This is a genomic window from Actinoplanes awajinensis subsp. mycoplanecinus, from assembly GCF_001509495.1.
GTDB classification, from domain to species: Bacteria; Actinomycetota; Actinomycetes; order Mycobacteriales; family Micromonosporaceae; genus Actinoplanes; species Actinoplanes palleronii.
Genome location: NZ_LLZH01000292.1, coordinates 55,547 through 72,962 on the forward strand (window position 1 = coordinate 55,547; position 17,416 = coordinate 72,962).

Below are 17,416 nucleotides of genomic sequence, written 5' to 3' on the forward strand. Positions count from 1 at the left end.
ACTCACAAGCGAGCCCGTGACCCCGAACCTGTCGAATCGAGGACACGTCCCGCACCTGGTTGAGTCTGGGAATGGTTCTGCTGGGCTTGGGTACGGCTCTGCCGGTACTCAAGTGCCTCCGGAACCTCCTCGTACTGCAGAAGGCTCCCGGTCAGTTCCATCAGGTGTTGCTTAGCCTCGGCCGGAGTCGCGTAGAAGAATTCGCGCCGTTGGTTGACCAGGTTGACCCGCCGGTCAGCGAGCCTCGCGTGCATCTGCGCCTCGATGCTGACCGCGTCGTCGGCGAAGAACAGCGCGTGCACGTCGAAGGTGAACGGCACCGAGGCGTCGCCGAGTTCACGCACCCGGTCCATCGGGTCGAGGCGGCGGGTCATTCCCACCTTCACCATCTGCTCCCCGAAGGCGCCGAGGTTCGAGATGACGTACACATAACCGGCCCGGACGTTGGCGGCCCGGTAGTCGACGTCCTGGATCGCGGTGTCGATCTGAGCGAGCCGTTCCTGCAACTGCGCCGCGCCCGCGGTGTCGCCCGCGGTCTGCAGGGCGGCCAAGGCGTTGGCATAGTGCTGGCGTTCCTTGTCCAGGCGCGCCCGTTCCCGTTCGATCTCCTGCTGAAGCCGCCGTTCCTCGCGCAGCCGGGCCTTCTCCTCGCGGTCCCGCTCCTTTTCCTCCGCCAGTTTCTCCTGGTAGTCGCCGGTGAGGCCGAGCTCCCGGATACGCAGGCGGTGGTATTCCTCAGCGATACGGATGTCCATCGTCTTACCCAGGCGGACGATGGTGGCGGCCACCTTGCCCAGTCGTTCGACGGCGGCCGGCAATTTGTACGGCTTCAGCGTCCGGACCAGGTTGTCGGCCTCGGCGTTGTAGGCACGCAGCATCAACTTCGCATAGTCGCGCAGCATGGTGCGCCCCTGCGCGGTCGAACCGTTGACCGTCCAGCCGACAGCGGTGTGTACCGCTCCCCCATCCGTCTTCACCAGGCTCTTGATCTGTTCCTGCAGACCGGCGAGGGCGACCTGGTAGGCGACCGCGTCATGGAGCGGATGCTGATACTCGTAGACACCCGCTTCCTGCAGCAGGGCCTTCTCCTCGGTCACCAGGACCTGCTGCCGCAGCTCCGCCAACCGATGTTGCAGGTTCGTGTGTTCGGCGAGGCCCTTGGCGGCCTTTTCCGCGGTCTCCCGCTCCAGTTGCGCGCGGTATTCCTCCAGTTTCTGGACCCCGAGGATCCCGAGCCGATCCATCTCGGCGCGGAGACGCTCCAGCTCCGCGCGCAGCTGGGTCACCTCGGTCGCTGACCGGTCCTTCTCGGCGCGGAGAGTTTCGAGGTACGCGTGCAACTGCGTCACCTCGGCCGCCAGCTCGCGCGCCTTGGTGCGGGCGCCGAACAGCGGGATCTTCGCAGCGGAGGCGGCCGGCGCGGGCACCACCACCGGCGGCGGCGCGGGCACCACCACCGGCGGCGCGGGCCTCGGCGGCGCGACCACCGGTGGCGAGACGAGAACCGGTTCCGCAGAGCGCCGCGGGGCCGGAACCGGCGTGGCCCTGACCGTCTCAACACCGGGTTCCCTGGACGGGGCCACCGGAATCGCTGCCGCTACCGGCGGGACGACGGCCGCCGCCGCGCCGGTGCCGAGCCAGCTGTCGGGCAGATCGTGCGCCCGGGCCGTGTACAGCACGACCTCCGCCTTGATCCGGTTGCCCTTGACGATCGCCCGAGCCGCCGTGGCCAGCTCACTCTCGCCGAGGTGCCGGATCGCGGCCAGCATGTCCCCACTCATCTTCGGGCTGAGTTGGCCGACCCGATCGCCCTGGATCCGCACCTCGACAACGGTGCGGGAGCTGCGCGGCAACTGCTCGGTCACCTCGTGCAGGGTCACATGCACCCAGCATTCGCCTTCCGGACGAAGCCACGGCACCAGGGTGTCCAGGTGCTTCTCCTCGCCGGTGACCTGAATGGCCGCACCCACAGGCAGCAGCCGATACGGTACGGCCGGCGGCGGGTTCGCGGGCACCAGCAGGTGCGGTTCGGCCAGTTCGAGCCGTACGGCGGCATGAAACCCGTTCTGACGCGAGCCCGCAGCCCAGATGGTCGCCGACACCTGCGGCGTCCAACCTCGCGTGACCAGCGGCATCAGGATCGGGAAGTATCGGGCCGCGTCCTGCCGGGACAGGTAGCCGATCTGCCCGGAACCGGCCCAAACGCCGACCGCGTTTCGATCATGCTGGTTCAACGGCTCCGGAAGCAGACTCACCGTCGCCTTCGTCTCGGCGCCGTCGGCGGGGAGACTCGCGCCGAACAGTGCTTTGATCGACTTCGCGTAGAACTGTTCGCCGACGACTTCGGTAGAGGCCCAGCCGCGCTGGCCCCAAAGATCAAACGGTACCGACATGGCCGACACGGTAAGACGATTCAGTGATCACATCTGCGATCGACGCTCCCACGAAACTCCTGCTCTGACCGCCCGGTCGGTCAGGACATTGGGGAGGAACAAACGGTAGACGAAAGGTGACCGGCCCGATACAACCCGCGGCCATAATCCCGCAAATACCGATAGCCCCGCCGCACCCCGACGGTTCTCCCCTGTCGAATGCACCGCGGATTACGAGTTGTATCGAATCAGGACCGGGTCCTCGCCGATGGTCAGCGGAGAGCCGCCGGACACCGGTGCCGACGTGCCGTCCAGGTGCTGGACGGAGACCATGTCGACCGCGGCGGTGAGGCTCGCGGCGCCCTCGTGCGTCCACATGATGGCGGCCTGGGTGCGGTGCGTGCCGGCGGGCAGCGTGAACCGGCACTGCCAGGCGTTCGGCGGCAGATCGATGGCCGGGCCGTGGCCGCACGAGTAGACCTGGGCCCCCGCCAGCCACCGTTGCACCGTCGCGATGGCCTGCGCCGCCGGTGTCGGGGACCCACCGTCGACCTGCAGCACGATCGGGACCTTCGCGCCGCCCCAGTTGTACAGGTACATCCGCTCGAGGAAGGTCTTCCGCGCCAGCAGGCCGACCAGGTAGAAGCGCACCGCATAGTTGCGGGCGGTGGCCTCGTCGAGCCGGCCCTGCAGCGGGATCGTGTACGTCGTCCCGGTGTTCCAGATCCGTGGATGCACGCCGACCGTGTGCAGGATCTCGTCCACGACGGTGGTCAGCTGCAGCATCGTCTCGGGCGGGTCGGCGGCACTGCGCTGGTAGAGCTTGATGCCGGCGACGTCGCAGTGGTCGTACCCGCCCAGCTCGGCAAACCGGCGCAGCAGCTGCCGGCCCTCGGCGGTCCACAGGTTTCCCATGCCGGGGCAGACGACAGTGGCGCGCGGATCCGTACGCTTAATGATCTTGTTGGCCCGGCGGGTCATGTCGACGAGGTTCTCCACGCTGCCGCTGTAGAAGCGCCGGTCGGTGGCGAGCACCCACAGTTCGTACGCCTCGATCCGGCCGGCGAACCGGTGCACCAGCGCGGAGACGAAAGCGTCCCAGCGCGCCGGGTCGTCGGGCGGCGCCGCCCGGGCATCTTCGGGGTAGGGCGCCCGCGGCCCGGCCGGCGCGGCCCAGCCCGGCGTGCCACCGAGCACGAACAGCACCGGCAGCGACGCGGCCTCGGCACCCTCGACCTGCCGGTCGAGCAGCGTCCAGTCGAAACGGCCGGGCTCCGGCTGGAGCGCGGCCCACAGCGTCCCGCTGTCCCACAGCCGTACCGCGCCGACCGGGAAGCCGGGCATGTGCCCGGTCTTGCTGTTGATCGTCACGCCGAACAACGGGCCGCCGACCGGTTCGGCCGGCAGCGTCCAGGTCGGCCCACTGATCCACTGGGCCTTCGCGGTCTCGGCCGCCGCGCCGCGGCCGGCGGTGCCGCGCTGTCCGTTGAGCACGACGACGAGGCCGAGCAGCATGATCAGGCTCAGGACCATCGGGAGGCGGCGCGACCGGCGCGCTGCGGGCCGCGCCGGGAGGGGGTCACGATCGGCGGGCGGCACGTCACCGTCCGCACGATGGTGCGCGACTGCGGTGGGGACTGCATCGGTACGCGCCGCTGCCCGCGACCACAGCTGGAACAGTTGCTCGAGCTCGGATCGACCGGCGCCGGTGGCCCGGCCGATCCGTTCGACGGTGCCGAAGTCGGCCGGGGTGGAGCTGCCCGCGCAGTACCGGTGGACGGCCGACTTGCTCAGGTACGTGCGGCTGCCGAGCGTCTGGTAGCTGAGGCCGGAGTGTTCCTTGAGCCGGGTCAGCATCCGCCCGAGTTCCGCACCGGGATCGCTCGCCGCCATCGTTCGCCTCCGCCCCGACCGCTGCTGCGCGGATGACCCGCCCGAGCGTCGCACCGCGCAACGCCCGAACCTATCGCCCATTGACACGCATCCCTGTCCGGTTACGGACTGCACCCCGCGGCCGGAGGCCGGGACGGCGTCCCAGACCGCCACGTCGTAACTGGTCAGAGGCGCCTTTTCGTCCCAGCGTCCCATTCGCCGGCGGAAGCCTTGTCCGGCGTCCGACCCCGCCACACCGTGGATCCAGGCAGGTGCTCAGGGCCCGGCGGGGCCGGCAACCGGGGCACCGGAGAACGGGGGAAACGATGAAGAGACTCATCGCTTTGGCGACGTTGCTCGCCGCACTGGTGGCGTTCGCGCCGACGCCGGGGCACGCCGCCGTGCCGCGCGACGCGGCGTCGCCGGTGTCGGCAGCCGCGGCACGAGGAACGTGCACGACGGTGGGGTGCGGCGGCGAGGTCACCAACCACTCGCAGCACTACATCCGGATCAGCAACAACTGGTGCTTCGACTCGGGCGCCAACTACTACGGTGACCGCCTGTACCCGTGTTATCCCTGGCAGAACTGGGACCGCAGCGACCTCTACCCGGCGGACATGTGGCTTACCCAGAACCAGTACTCCGGCAACTACGTGAAGTACCGCGACACCGACGCGTTCATGGCGTCGGCCGGCTGCACCACGGTGGTCAACAAGTGGATCGGCCCGGCGCTGCTCGGCCGGTACGAGTACAACCGCCACAACACGACAAGCGCCTGGATCAAGGTGAACGACGCGCAGTTCATCGACGTCCTGCAGATCACCTGCTGACGGCGCACCGAGCAGCCGACGCCGCCGGGACATCTCCCGGCGGCGTCGGCCGGCGCTCGACCCGTTGCCGAGCGAGGTCAAAACATCAGCCCGGTGGCAGTTCGCCCAGCATGTCGATCGCGCTCAGCGCGGTCCACCGCGACCCGGGCCGGCCGGTCACCGTCAGCGCGACCGACCCCGCCCCCGGCACCAACCCGTCCAGGGCAACGGCATCAACAGCGCCCGCCAGCATCGTCAACCCGGCACCGGCAACGAACGGGCGATCGCCGCTGGGCCGGGCCGCGGCGGCGCGGATCGCGGCCGGTGACGCCGGGACCTCGGTGCAGGTGCCGTCGGCGTGGGTGACCAGAATGCGATCGGCCCGGGCCGCGGCGTGCCAGGCCAGCGCGTCCAGCACCGTGGCGCGGTGGCCGCCGAGGAAGTGTTCCCGCTGGTCGGCGGCGGCCCGGGCGAGCTGGTCACCGAAGCGGCCCACGTCGTAGTAGTCGGCCGAAGCGGGCAGGGTCAGGTCGGTCCAGAGCAGGTTACGGCGTTCCAGGTCGACGACGAACGGCATCGTCATCCGGGCGTCGCCTCGCAGGTCGAACCGCTGGGCGACGCGGGCGGCGTCGAACTGTTCGCCACCCCGCAACGGCAGCATCAGGCCCGCGATCGCCGCGGTCAGGGCTTCGAACGGAATGCCGTTGAAGCTGAAGATCATCGGTACGGCGTACCGCGCGCCCGCCGCGACCAGCAGGTCGATGTCGAGGTCGAGGTATTCGGTGGCGCCCAGGGGTGCCGGGGCCGACGTCAGGTCACCGGAGTGGATCGCGGCGTCCCCGGCGAACCGCAGGCGTGAGAAGTCGCAGTACCCCGCTCGCCGCCAGTCCGCGCCGAAGAAGGCACACGACAGGTCCAGGTCGACCCGGGTCTTCTCGGGCTCTTCCCAGTGCAGGAAGAGCCGCAGGATCCCGGCCGCCGGCAAGTTTCGCACGCTGCCCCGTGGCCATCCCGCGAGCTGCGCGGACCCGGCCCGCTCCCGCACCGGCGCCGGCACGTCGGCGAGCGCGCCGTCGAGCACCGCCAGGTCGAACCGTGGCAGCGCCGAGGCCCGCCCGGTCAGCTCGTCATCGGCGATCGCCCGCACCGTCGCGGTCACCGGAGCCGGAAGGGCGGCGCGGTTCTCCGGCTCGGTCCAGGTGGTGACGACGCTGCCGCGCGGAAAGAAGATGCGCCGCGGCATGCCGGGCCCGGGCCGCCCGCCGACCAGGCTCAACCCCTCCGAGGGAGCGGCCGGCGGCTCGGCAACGGCCGGGAACAGGGGAGGCTCCGGAACGGCCGAGGGCACGCCGTGCCGGCGCGCGGCGTCGCGCAGCACGTCGTCGAGGCCGGTCACCAGGGGGACGGTGGCCTGGTCACGGGCCCGGCGGGCGGCCAGCGCACCGGCCCGGGACCGCTTGACGACCGCCACGTCCGCCGGCGAAGCCCGCACCGTCGCTGCGCGGTGCGACAGCTGAGCGGCCGCGGCGGCGAGCACGCCGGGTGACACCCGGGGCGCTGTCTCGCGCAGCGCCGAAGTGACCGCTGTCAGCGCGTCGGGTGCGTCCCCGGCCTTGCGCAGCAGGTGGTCGAGACGGCGCCACAGGTCGCCCGGGCGCCGGGTGAGCAGCCGGGCGGCGGAAGGCACGTCACCGCCGGCGAGGGCCCGCTCGACCAGCGACGCGTGACTGCGCAGCCGGATCGAGACGGTGCCGTCCGGGTGGGCCGAGACGTCGAGCTGGTCGCCGGCCTGCTCCACGATGGCCCGGCCGAGGGCGCCGGATCGCGCGGCACGGGTGCCACGCAAGGCCGCGAACGCGACAGCGGCCGCCGGATGGTTCCGCACTGTCTCGTACGGATGAAGCCGCTCCCCCAGCCGCTTCCACACCGTCGCATGGCGCAGCATGTCCTCGGCCGCGTTGACCGCCCCGCGGGAGTCCAGATGAGCCAGCACGGCCCGCCGCAACGCCCGGGGCAGGGCCCGCACCCGCGACGACAGCTCCACCAGCCCGGGATCACCGTCGGAGTAGGCCCACAGCGTCCGGGCCACGTCGGTGACCGTGTCCCAGCGCGCCCCGACGGCGTCGACGACCTGCGGTGACTCCCGCAGCGCCCACGCGAGGACCAGCGCATGGGTCTCCCGGGCGGGTACCACCTCGGGCAGCCAGTCGAGCCGCCCCGGCGCGGTGACCCCGATCAGGGCCTTCAGGTCGGCACGGTCACGCTCGTTCAACGCGCCCGGCCGGGCGATCAGCTGGTCCCGGAGCTCGACCGCGGCCGCGTACGGATCAGTCTCCAGCCCGGCGACCCGGACCGGCAGCAGTTCCTCGCCCAGCGGATTCCCCGGCCGCGACGTCGGCGGCGGCGCGACCGGCGTCAGGTAGGCGTTCCCCGAGGTCAGCCGCCGCCCGCAGATCGGACATCCACTGACCTGCTCCGCGGGGAAGCAGGCCGGGCAGACCGGATGCCCGCACGGGTCCAGCGGCGACCCGATCTCGTCGCGCCCGCACAGCACGCACGGCGCTCCCGGGACCGCGAACAGGTGGGTGAGCAGCCGCCGCACGAACACCGCCGCCGGATCACGGGGCGTGTCCGGAAACGATCGATAGAGCGGGACCAGCGGGCGATCCGCGCCGGTGTCCTCGTCGAGCACCGCGAGCAGCCAGTCGGCCCATCGCACCCGCACCGTCACCGGCAGCCGCGTGGTGGCCTTGCGCAGCTCGTCGTGCATCAGCCAGCCGCGCGCGGCGAGATCGGCTTCGAGGGCGACCGACCACTCGGCCCCGTCCACAGGTGCCTGCCCCGTGCCGATGACGGTGACCCGCCCGGTACGCCGCAGTACGACGGTGGCCAACTGATCCAAAAGTGATCCTCCCGAAAAGGCGGTGGGCGGAGAGAAACGACGCTAAACATTTCGAAAGTGGGAGAGAAGGAAGCACCGTAGGGAGCCGCCCACCGCGTCGCCGATCCTAGAAGGATCTTGGAAAAATCCGCGACCTATTTATCGAACGAACCGCATCTCGGGGTAGCGGGGATCCGCCGCCCGCAGCAGCCGGCCGTCCCCGCCCCGCAGGTGCTGGTCGAAGAAGGCCCGCAGATACGCCCGCTGAATCGCGACCGACCGCTGCGGCTCCAGCGTCCCGACCAGCTCCGCCAGCTGCTCGGGTGTCAGCCCGATGATCGGAGCGGCCTGCGGATAGAACACCACACCGTCGTTGAACGAGCCGTGGGCCGCGCCGCTCAGGGACAGCTCCCGTTTCCAGCCTCGTTGGTTCGCCCAGAACGTGTCCCAGCTGGGGTCCTCGGCGCCGGGACCGTGGTCGCTGCTCAGCAGCAGGAACGGCCGCTCGGAGCCCGCGACGGCGGCGGCGCCGACCAGGGTGCCGTCCAGGTTGACGCCGGCCCTGACCCGCGGGTCGTCGTGCATCACGGCCGCGGTGGTGCTGCCGCCCAGGGAGTGGCCGAACATGCCGACCCGGCTCAGGTCGACGGCGCCGCGCAGTCCGCCGGTGAGCCGGTGGGTGCCGGCGTTGATGGCGGCCAGCTGGTCGAGGACGAACCGGGTGTCGGCCGCGCGGACCGCGGCGACCTGCGCGATGACCTGGTCGTCGATCTCCGGGATGGCGGCGACCTCCACCCGCCCGTCGGGGAACTCCACCTCGCTGGCGTCGTGGGTGTGGTCGATGGTGACCACGACGTACCCGTGGCCGGCCAGGTCCTCGGCCAGAGCCGTGCTGGTGCCGCGGTCGCCCCCGAGACCCGGCGAGTAGAGCAGGACCGGGTGGCCGCCGGTGCGCCGGTCGACCGGCGCGCCGGTCCGGGCGTGCGTGGTGGTGGCGCGCACCAGGTCGGCGGGCAGCCCGAAACTGTCGGCGAAGTGCGGCACCGCGCCCGCCGACAGCCACGGTGCCGCCGGATAGGCGCGGGTGTCCCGTGCCGGGTACCAGATCTGGACCATGAGCTCGCGCGCCGGGTGGGCCGGCACCCACGGGTCGGTGCGCGTGGGGTCGACCAGGTGGAGCGCGACGGTGCCGAGGCAGGCCGGGCCGGTCGGTGCGGGCAGGGTGAACCGGCTGAGGGCCCGGGGCCGGGCGGCGGCGGGCGCGGCCGTGCCGACCAGCCCGAGACCGGAAGTCAGCAGGGCGGCGGCCAGCAGTTCACGGCGGCTCACCGGCAAGGATCGTTTACGCATGCCGATCACCCTGCCCGGCCCCGGCCCGGATGTCGGTGGGGCAGGCAGCCGCTCCGGGGTGGGGTTTTCCTCATCCACAAGCGGAGGACGTCCTCGTGGCCCGCCGCCGCGACGGTGTCTACCTTGTTGACGTGACCTCGACCAAGCGCACTGTGCACGCACTCACCGGGCTGCCGGTCGGCGTGCTGAGCTTCGCGCTCACCGCCGGGCTGCCGATCGGGCTGGGATATTGCGCGGTGTGGAGCCTCATCTACGCGTCGCCTGACGCCTGGGCGCTGACCGCCACGTTCGTCGTGCTCACCGTGCTGGCCCCGGTGCTGGTGGTGCCGGCCGTGCCACGCCTGACCGCCCTGCAGCGCCGGCGGTTCCGGGCCTTGCTCGGCGTCGAGATCCTCCCGGCCCCACCGCGGGGAAGGTGGCGCCAGCTCGCCTATCACGTGCTGGCGCTGTTCATCGGCACCGTCGGCGCCACCGCCACCGCGGCGTGCTGGCTGGCCGGGGCCGGGCTGGGCGCTGCCATCGTCCTCGGGAGGATCAACCCAGCGCTGGGTCTGCTGATCCCGGCGACGCTGCTGGCGGCGCCGTGGGTGGCCCGGGCGGTGGCACACGTCGACACGGCCGCGGTGCGGGCACTGCTCGGCCCGAGCCGCAGCGAGCAGCTTTCCGTGCGCATAGATGTGCTGTCCCGCACCCGCGCCGACATCGTCGCCGCGACCGACGCCGAACGCCGCCGGATCGAGCGTGACCTGCACGACGGCGCCCAGCAACGGCTGGTCTCGCTGGCGATGAACCTGGGCATGGCCCGCGCCAACCTCACCGACACCCCGGAGCCCGCCCGGCAGGCCATCGAGGCCGCGCACGACGAGGCCACCCAGGCCCTGGCCGAGCTGCGCGAGTTCGTCCGCGGCCTGCACCCGGCCGTGCTCAACGACCGCGGGCTGGACGCGGCCCTGTCCGGCATCGTGGCTCGCGCGCCGCTGCCGGTGCGGCTGAACGTCGCCGTGCCGGCGCGCTGCTCGCCGGTCATCGAGGCGATCGCCTACTTCATCGTCGCCGAGGCGCTCACCAACATCGCCAAACACGCCCGCGCCGACCGGGCCGAGATCACCGTCGAGCGGGTCGCCGACCGGCTGCACGTCGTCATCACCGACGACGGCCGCGGCGGCGCGACCCTGGGCACCCATCGGCCGCCGGGCAGCGACGGCACCGGGCTGCACGGCCTCGCGCAGCGCGCCGCGTCGGTCGACGGTACGTTCGCTCTGCACAGCCCGGCCGGCGGGCCGACGAGGATCACTGTGGAGCTGCCGTGCGCATCGTGATCGCCGAGGACTCGGTCCTGCTCCGCGCGGGCCTGACCCGGCTGCTCGCCGACGGCGGGTTCGACGTCGTCGAGGCGGTGGCCGACGCCGAGCAGCTGCTGCGCGCGGTCGACGCGCACCGGCCCGACCTGGCCCTCATCGACGTGCGGATGCCACCCACCCACACCGACGAGGGCATCCGGGCCGCCCTCGTGATCCGCCACCAGTTCCCGTCGGTCGCCGTCCTGGTGCTGTCCCAGTTCGTCGAGGAGCGCTACGCCACCGACCTGCTGTCCGGCCGGGCCAGCGGCGTCGGATACCTGCTCAAGGACCGGGTCGCCCACGTGTCCGACTTCCTCGACGCCCTGCGGCGGGTGGCCGCCGGCGGCACCGTGCTCGACCCCGAGGTGGTCGCCCAGCTGATGGTGCGTCACCGCCACGACCCTCTCGACCGCCTCACCCCGCGCGAGCTGGAGGTGCTGCGGCTGATGGCCGAGGGCCGCTCCAACAACGGCATCGTCGACGCGCTGAAGGTCAGCTACAGCGCGGTCGAGAAGTACGTCAGCAGCATCCTCACCAAACTCGACCTGCCACCCACCGGCACCGACCACCGTCGCGTGCTCGCCGTCCTCAAGTTCCTGGGACCCTGACCACCAACGTCCGGTCCTTGTTACGACCGAGGCCGATCGCCGTCAACGTGTACCGGTGTGAGGAGTCGCAAGGGAAGAAGAGTGAATCCGATCCGGCCGGGCCGTATTCGGCATAGAGGCCCGGGCCGTCGACACTGAGTTGCACCCGGTCAGTGCCGGTGACCTTCCACTCGAGGACCACCGGCGTACCTTCGTGGACCACCCCGTCCTTCACGGTCCGGCAGGTGGGCTTCTTCGCGACCTGGAAGTAAACGATGGTCGGCACGAGCGGCTGCACGGTCACCACCGCCCCGGGCGGCAGAGTGCGTTTCCTGGTCGCGGCCGGTGTCGGCTGAAGGCTCGGCTCCGGCGTGCTGCTGGACGTGGTGCCGCCGGCAGGCTTTCCACCGGCGGGCTTTCCGCCGCCCGGAGAACCCCCGCCGGCCTTCGGAGCATCGCCGGTCTTCGCAGCATCGGCCTGAGGTGCGTCAGCGGCCTCGGGTGCGTCGGCGGCCTCGGGGTCATCGCCGGCGGCCGGATCGGCGGCGGCAGCGTCCTGGCTGGTGCCGGCGGCAACCGGCGGGGCGGCATCGGACCCGGCGTTGGCCGGCCCGCAGCCGCCCAGAGCCGCCAGGACCAGTCCGGCCACGGCGACCGGAAGAAGCCACGGCCGTCGTGTTCGCGCCGATGAGATGGTGCAGACAGTGGACACGAGCCCTCCTGAAACCTGGTGGCGCACGGATGTGCCGACGGCACTAGAACGCGTTGAAACCGTCCACGTCGATCAAGTCCAGCACTTCGGTACGCACCGCCGGGCACTCCGCCTTGGTCGCCGCGTCCAGCGCGGCCCCGCTCTCCGGCTTGCCGTGGGACTCGAAGAAGGTGGCCAGGTTCCCGGCCAGGTTGGCGTGCCGCCCGACCGGGCTGCCGATCTTCTTCAGCGCCGGGATCTCGCCCTTCAGGTAGGCGCAGACATCCTTCGCCGCGTAGGAGCCACCCGCCGCCGCGGCCGGTTTGCCGTTCACCGGCGCGGCGCCATCGGCGGTCTCCGCAGGCGCATCGCTGCCGCCGCACCCGGCGAGGGCCAGTGCAACGGTGGCCGTCAGCGCGATCAAAAACGGTCTGGTCGTCATGCTTCGTTGTCCCCTACTGCCAAGTGGATAGAGTCAAGCTCTATCGAATAGTGGACTACGCTACCCATGTACCTGTCAACCAGCACACCGGCGATCGCGCCGCCGCGGCAACCCGGGCGGCGCATCGCCTGTCCACGACCCGCTCCGCAGAGGCGCGCCAACATCCGTCCGGCCACTAGACCGGGTTCTCACCCACCTGTTCGGCGATCGGCGTGGCCGACCCACCCGTGTACGGCTCCGCACCCGACTTCGGCACGACCACCGGCCCATTCCCGACCATCGAGGCCATGACGTCACCGCGCATGAACCGGCGCGTCTGGTAACCGAACACCCACGAACTCGGGAACTCCGTGCACGACACGATCACCACATCGCCGGTGTCCCGCCGCACCGTCTCGTCAAGCAGTTCCTGCGCCCGCTGATAGGCGTCCTGCAGGACAACACCCTGATCAGGTCGTTTCAAAACCATTATTTTGTACGCCTCCGTCGCTCCGCCGGTGCGGAACCCGTCGGGGCAGCCCCGCCCCGCGGACGTTCGCGCAGGCCATCCTGCGACGTCCACCAGCCGCACCGCGCTGCGGGATGCCCGGGCGCCGAGCCCCGCCGCCACTGCGGTAGACGACGAGTGGACCTACCGTTTCGACGCCCACACCGGCGTCGCCTGGCCGGCCGAGGCTGCCGCCGGGAAAGACCAAGGCACTGATCGACGGTCGCGATGAGGTCCGGCGGGCGGGCCGCTCGCCCGGACAACACGGCCGAGCTGGTCGTGCGCCCTATCCGGCCGCCGGCTCGGCAGGGCTGAAGCCGTAGGTGGCCCACTCGCCGACCGGGACGTAGCCGAGGCGTCGATAGAGGGCGTTGCTCGTCGCATTGGCGGCGTCGGTGAACAGCACCACGTCGGTCGCCCCCGCGGCGAGCGCGGCCCGGCTCACCTCAACCGTCACCGCACCCGCGTAGCCACGGCCACGCAGACGGATCGGGGTGTACACGGGATCCACCCGAACCTGGCCGGCGACCATCGGGTTCACCCCGGCCATGGCGACCGGCGTGCCGTCCGGGGTCTCCCAGAACGTGTACGCCTTCTCGGCGTAGCGGGTACCGGCCCACGAACCGGCGTCGATGGTGACCGGCTCCCCCACGTCCGCGGCGAACTCACCGCACCAGCGGACGACCTGCGGGTGGTCCCGCTCGGCGGCGCGTCGGGCGCGACCGGCCGGGGCAGGCTCGGGCGGCGTGAGCACGCCGAGACGGAGCAGGTGGAGCCGGACCCGCAGCGCCGGCGTCGCGCCGGTGTGCCGCTGCCAGGCCTCGGCGAACGCCGCGGCGGTGGCACGTTCCGCGCCGACCGAGGGAAACGCGTGCCCGAGGGCGGCCAGGTGGGCGGCCAGGGCGTCGGCTTGCTCGGGCGTCAGGGCGGTGACGCTCAGGCCACCGGCCGGAAGGCGGTAGCAGCTGGCCCGGACCTCCCCCGCCTGCTCCAGCAGCCCGAAGACGGCGCCCGGGGAACCGCCGCCGGGTGTGCGCAGCTTCGCGGTGACCGACAGCGGCATGGTGTGCACATCCGGACGGGAGCGCAGGAAGTCTCCGGCCCGGGCGAGGAAGTCCTCGACGTCCGCGGTGAGGTGCCAGTGGCCCGATCGCATACCCGATCATGCCCGATACCGGCGCGCCTATTGCATCAAATCAGTTTGATGTAATCTGCGGGCGTGACGACAGAGACGCCCGGCACCGTCGCGGTGCCCGGGTTCGTGACCGCCGCCGGGCACCCGGTGCGGTGGCGGCTGCTCAGCGAGCTGGCCCGCAGCGATCGCGCCGTGCACGAGCTGACCGCGGTGCTCGGTCAGCCACAGAATCTCGTCTCGTATCACCTGGGCAAGCTGCGCAAGGCGGCGTTGGTGACCGCGCGGCGCAGCAGCGCTGACGGCCGCGACACCTACTACTCGCTCGACCTGGACCGCTGCGGGGACCTGCTGTCCGGCACCGGTGCCGCACTGCACCCGGGCCTGCGCCTCACCCGGCCCGTACCCGTGCTCGCGGTGACCGGACGGGTGTTGTTCCTGTGCACGGGCAACAGCTCACGCTCGCAGATGGCCGAGGCGCTGCTGCGTCACCGCAGCGCCGGGGCCGTGCACGCGTTCAGCGCCGGCAGCGCGCCGAAGCCGGTTCATCCGAGCGCGGTGAGCACCATGGCGGCGCGCGGGATCGACCTGGCCGGCGCCAGACCCAAGCACCTGGGCGAATTCACCGGTCAGCACTTCGACCACGTGATCACCCTGTGCGACCGGGTCAAGGAGGTCTGCCCCGGCTTTCCCGGCCATCCACGACCGGTGCACTGGAGCATCGCGGACCCGGCCGCCGGCCCGGACGGCCCGCCCGCGTTCGAGCGGACCGCCGACGAGCTCACCCAGCGCATCGGCTTCCTGCTGCACACCCTCACCGACCGACCGAAGGAGGCATCATGACCACCATCGAGGACAGCACCGTCAGCGTGCGCTATCTCGTCGACGACGTAGCCGCCGCGCTCGGCTTCTACACCGGCCACCTCGGATTCACCTCGATCACCACGTTCCTGCCCGCGTTCGCCGACGTCCGGCGCGGTCACCTGCGACTGCTGCTGTCCGGCCCGGACAGCTCCGCCGGGCGCGCCATGCCCGACGGACGCCGGCCGCAGCCCGGCGGCTGGAACCGCATCCATCTGATCGTCGGCGACATCGACACCGAGGTGGCCCGGCTGCGCACGGCTGGTGTGGTCTTCCGCAGTGACGTCATCACCGGGCCGGGCGGGCGGCAGATCGTCCTGGACGATCCGGCCGGCAACCCCGTGGAGCTCTTCGAGCCCGCTCATGGCTGACCTGCCCGCCACCCGGCACCGCGCCGATCTTGCGACCGTTCTGAAGGAATGGGGCCGCATCGGCTGCATCGGCTTCGGCGGCCCGCCCGCGCACATCGCCCTGCTGCGCAAACTCTGCGTCGACGACCGGAAGTGGCTCGACGCGCAGGAGTTCGAGGACGCCATCGCCGCCTGCAACCTGCTGCCCGGCCCGGCCTCCACCCAGCTGGCGATCTTCTGTGCCGGGCGGGTCCGCGGCCGGGTGGGCGCGCTGGCCGGTGGCGCCGCGTTCATCCTGCCCGGGCTGATCGCGATCCTCGCTCTCGCGGCGCTGTTTCTCGGCGACCCTCCGACCTGGGTCAAGGCCGCCGGGGCGGGCGCGGGCGCGGCGGTCGCCGCGATCGCCGTGCAGGCCGGCACCAGCCTGATCCCCGCCGGGCTGAACCGGGCACGCCAGCAGGGCAGCCGGCTGCGGTGGGCGACCTACCTGCTGCTCGGCGCGATCGCCGCGGCGACCATCGGGCCGTGGCTGGTCCTGCTGCTCGTCGCGTGCGGCGTCAGCGAGGTCCTGGGCCGGCGGCTGCCCGGCCGGATCCGGCCGCCCACGCGCGCCGTTCCGCTGCTCGCGGTGGCCGGGCTCGGCGGCGGTGTGCTGCTCCCGCTGGCCTGGACAGCCTTGAAGGTCGGCGCTCTTTCCTACGGTGGCGGGTTCGTCATCATCCCGCTCATGCAGGCCGACGCGGTCGGGCAACACCACTGGATGAGTCCCGCCCAGTTCCTCAACGCGGTCGCGCTCGGCCAGATCACTCCTGGTCCGGTCGTGCACACGGTCGCCGTGGTCGGCTATGCCGCCGCCGGCATCGGTGGCGGTCTGCTCGCCGCCGCTGTCGCGTTCAGCCCGTCCTTCGCGTTCATCCTGCTGGGTGCCGACCACTTCGACCGGCTGCGCGGTGACCAGCGGGTGCGGGCGTTCCTCGACGGCGCCGGCCCCGCCGCGATCGGGGCGATCCTCGGCTCCGCCGTCCCGCTGGTCCGCGCCCTGACCGAACCGTGGCAGTACGCCGTGCTCGCCGTCGCCGCCGTTCTCGCGCTGGGCGTGCGCCGTGGCCCGGTCCTGACCCTGCTGACCGCCGCCGCGGCCGGCGTCGTCATCGTTCTCGCCGGTGGCGACCTCCCGCACTGACCGCCGTCGAGGACAGCCCCGGGACCGATCACGTGGCGATCGGGGGCGAGGCGCGCACCAGGTTGTCCGGCACGTCGCCGCGCGCGAACTGGGCGATCTGGCCGGCCACCACCCGCCAGGCCCGCAGCCGGTAGTCGTGCACGCTGCCACCCACGTGCGGGGTGATCAGCACGCCGGGCGCCGTCCAGAGCGGATGGCCCGCCGGCAGCGGCTCCGGGTCGGTCACGTCCAGCACCGCCCGGATCCGGCGCCGCCGCAGCTCCGCCACCAGCGCGTCGGTGTCCACCAGGGGTCCGCGGGCCGCATTGACCAGCACCGCGCCATCTGGCATCCGGGCGAGAAAGGCCGCGTCGACCAGGTGATGTGTCGCCTCGCTGTGCGGCAGCATCACCACGACCACGTCATGGCTCGGCAGCAGGTCCGCAAGATCAGACAGATTTTGTACGCCGGACCGCCGACGGCGAGCGACCATGGTGACCGACGTACCGAACGGCGTCACCAGCCGGCGTAAACAGGTGCCCAGGTCCCCCGCTCCGAGGATCAGGATGCGCTTGCCCTGCAGCGAATCGGTGGTCCGCCACCGCCACTGCCCGGCGGCCTGATCCGCGATGAACCCGGGCAGCCCGCGATAGACGGCGAGCAGCCCGGCCAGCGCCCACTCCGCGGTGGCCGCACCGTGCGCCCCACGCGCGTTCGACAACAGGACCCCCGCCGGCAGCCGCCCGCGCCAGCTCTCGGTGCCGGCGTGCAGGGTCTGCACGAGCCGCAGGCGGGGCAACCGCGTGGTCATCGCGATCAGCGGCTCGACCGGCCCGAACGGCACCACGAGCACCTCCGCCGTGTCACCGCCCGCGGGCACCTCGCCCGCGGTGTAGCGCAGCGCGGTGACCGCCGGCACCCCGGCGAGCACCTCAACACCGTGATCGTCGGGAACCAGGACGGTCGGCACCGGCTCAGGCGGCTTCGATGATCATTCCGGCGGCGACCGTACGGTTGGTCGACTCGTCGATCAGGATGAACCCGCCCGTGGTCCGGTTCCGCCGGTACTCATCGGCCAGC

General features: G+C 71.8%; 16 protein-coding genes. 6 read left to right on the forward strand and 10 right to left on the reverse strand.

Going from position 1 to position 17,416, the window contains the following annotated elements:
* Positions 1–2: 2 nt before the first annotated feature.
* Both ADL15_RS55825 and ADL15_RS33080 read right to left on the reverse strand, forming a co-directional pair.
* On the reverse strand, positions 3–2,393 hold the full coding sequence (locus tag ADL15_RS55825) for a DUF4041 domain-containing protein (protein WP_232344708.1): 2,391 nt from the start codon (positions 2,391–2,393) through the stop codon (positions 3–5).
* A gap of 210 nt (positions 2,394–2,603) precedes the next feature.
* On the reverse strand, positions 2,604–4,265 hold the full coding sequence (locus ADL15_RS33080; protein ID WP_067699363.1) for a helix-turn-helix domain-containing protein: 1,662 nt from the start codon (positions 4,263–4,265) through the stop codon (positions 2,604–2,606).
* 305 nt (positions 4,266–4,570) lie between these two features.
* Between ADL15_RS33080 and ADL15_RS33085 the strand changes: the two genes are divergently transcribed.
* Positions 4,571–5,074, forward strand: coding sequence for a hypothetical protein (locus tag ADL15_RS33085; protein WP_157441745.1), 504 nt, complete (start codon positions 4,571–4,573; stop codon positions 5,072–5,074).
* An 85-nt stretch (positions 5,075–5,159) separates the two neighbouring features.
* Here the strand turns inward: ADL15_RS33085 and ADL15_RS33090 are convergent, their stop codons facing one another.
* Positions 5,160–7,955 (reverse strand): MXAN_6230/SCO0854 family RING domain-containing protein, encoded by a 2,796-nt coding sequence (locus ADL15_RS33090; RefSeq protein ID WP_067699367.1) that lies wholly within the window; start codon positions 7,953–7,955, stop codon positions 5,160–5,162.
* A gap of 138 nt (positions 7,956–8,093) precedes the next feature.
* Positions 8,094–9,284, reverse strand: a complete 1,191-nt coding sequence (locus ADL15_RS33095) for an alpha/beta hydrolase family protein (protein WP_067699402.1) — start codon at positions 9,282–9,284, stop codon at positions 8,094–8,096.
* Between the two features lie 131 nt (positions 9,285–9,415).
* Here ADL15_RS33095 and ADL15_RS33100 point away from each other — a divergent pair, with 131 nt between their 5' ends.
* Together ADL15_RS33100 and ADL15_RS33105 are read left to right on the forward strand one after the other, a co-directional pair.
* Positions 9,416–10,603, forward strand: a complete 1,188-nt coding sequence (locus tag ADL15_RS33100; protein WP_232344709.1) for a sensor histidine kinase — start codon at positions 9,416–9,418, stop codon at positions 10,601–10,603.
* Positions 10,591–11,232, forward strand: a complete 642-nt coding sequence (locus ADL15_RS33105) for a response regulator transcription factor (RefSeq protein WP_067699371.1) — start codon at positions 10,591–10,593, stop codon at positions 11,230–11,232. The genes ADL15_RS33100 and ADL15_RS33105 overlap by 13 nt, the downstream gene beginning before the upstream one ends.
* On the opposite strand, the gene ADL15_RS33110 is transcribed toward ADL15_RS33105, so the two are convergent.
* The 4 genes from ADL15_RS33110 to ADL15_RS33125 form a co-directional block, all read right to left on the reverse strand.
* Positions 11,213–11,923: a hypothetical protein gene (locus ADL15_RS33110; protein ID WP_157441746.1), complete on the reverse strand. Its 711-nt coding sequence runs from the start codon at positions 11,921–11,923 to the stop codon at positions 11,213–11,215. The two genes, ADL15_RS33105 and ADL15_RS33110, sit on opposite strands and share 20 nt — an antisense overlap.
* A 43-nt stretch (positions 11,924–11,966) precedes the next feature.
* Positions 11,967–12,344: a hypothetical protein gene (locus ADL15_RS33115; protein WP_157441747.1), complete on the reverse strand. Its 378-nt coding sequence runs from the start codon at positions 12,342–12,344 to the stop codon at positions 11,967–11,969.
* 175 nt (positions 12,345–12,519) lie between these two features.
* Positions 12,520–12,807, reverse strand: a complete 288-nt coding sequence (locus ADL15_RS33120) for a YrhB domain-containing protein (protein ID WP_198171114.1) — start codon at positions 12,805–12,807, stop codon at positions 12,520–12,522.
* A gap of 310 nt (positions 12,808–13,117) precedes the next feature.
* Positions 13,118–13,987: a GNAT family N-acetyltransferase gene (locus ADL15_RS33125; protein WP_067699376.1), complete on the reverse strand. Its 870-nt coding sequence runs from the start codon at positions 13,985–13,987 to the stop codon at positions 13,118–13,120.
* Between the two features lie 63 nt (positions 13,988–14,050).
* On the opposite strand from ADL15_RS33125, the gene ADL15_RS33130 reads away from it, so the two are divergent.
* From ADL15_RS33130 to chrA, 3 genes are read left to right on the forward strand one after another with little or no spacing between them, the layout of a single operon-like run.
* Complete coding sequence (locus tag ADL15_RS33130) at positions 14,051–14,806, forward strand: arsenate reductase/protein-tyrosine-phosphatase family protein (RefSeq protein ID WP_067699378.1); 756 nt, start codon at positions 14,051–14,053, stop codon at positions 14,804–14,806.
* Positions 14,803–15,195, forward strand: a complete 393-nt coding sequence (locus tag ADL15_RS33135; protein WP_083972057.1) for a VOC family protein — start codon at positions 14,803–14,805, stop codon at positions 15,193–15,195. The genes ADL15_RS33130 and ADL15_RS33135 overlap by 4 nt, the downstream gene beginning before the upstream one ends.
* Positions 15,188–16,357, forward strand: coding sequence for a chromate efflux transporter (gene chrA, locus ADL15_RS33140; protein ID WP_067699380.1), 1,170 nt, complete (start codon positions 15,188–15,190; stop codon positions 16,355–16,357). Before ADL15_RS33135 ends, chrA begins: the two co-directional genes overlap by 8 nt.
* A gap of 28 nt (positions 16,358–16,385) precedes the next feature.
* Here the strand turns inward: chrA and ADL15_RS33145 are convergent, their stop codons facing one another.
* Both ADL15_RS33145 and ADL15_RS57165 read right to left on the reverse strand, forming a co-directional pair.
* The gene (locus ADL15_RS33145) at positions 16,386–17,306 is read right to left on the reverse strand and encodes a 2-hydroxyacid dehydrogenase (protein WP_067699382.1); all 921 of its coding nucleotides are present in this window, start codon (positions 17,304–17,306) and stop codon (positions 16,386–16,388) included.
* A gap of 4 nt (positions 17,307–17,310) precedes the next feature.
* Positions 17,311–17,416, reverse strand: a 106-nt coding sequence (locus ADL15_RS57165; RefSeq protein WP_394326965.1) for an elongation factor 1-alpha C-terminal domain-related protein, incomplete at its 5' end; no start/stop codon positions are given.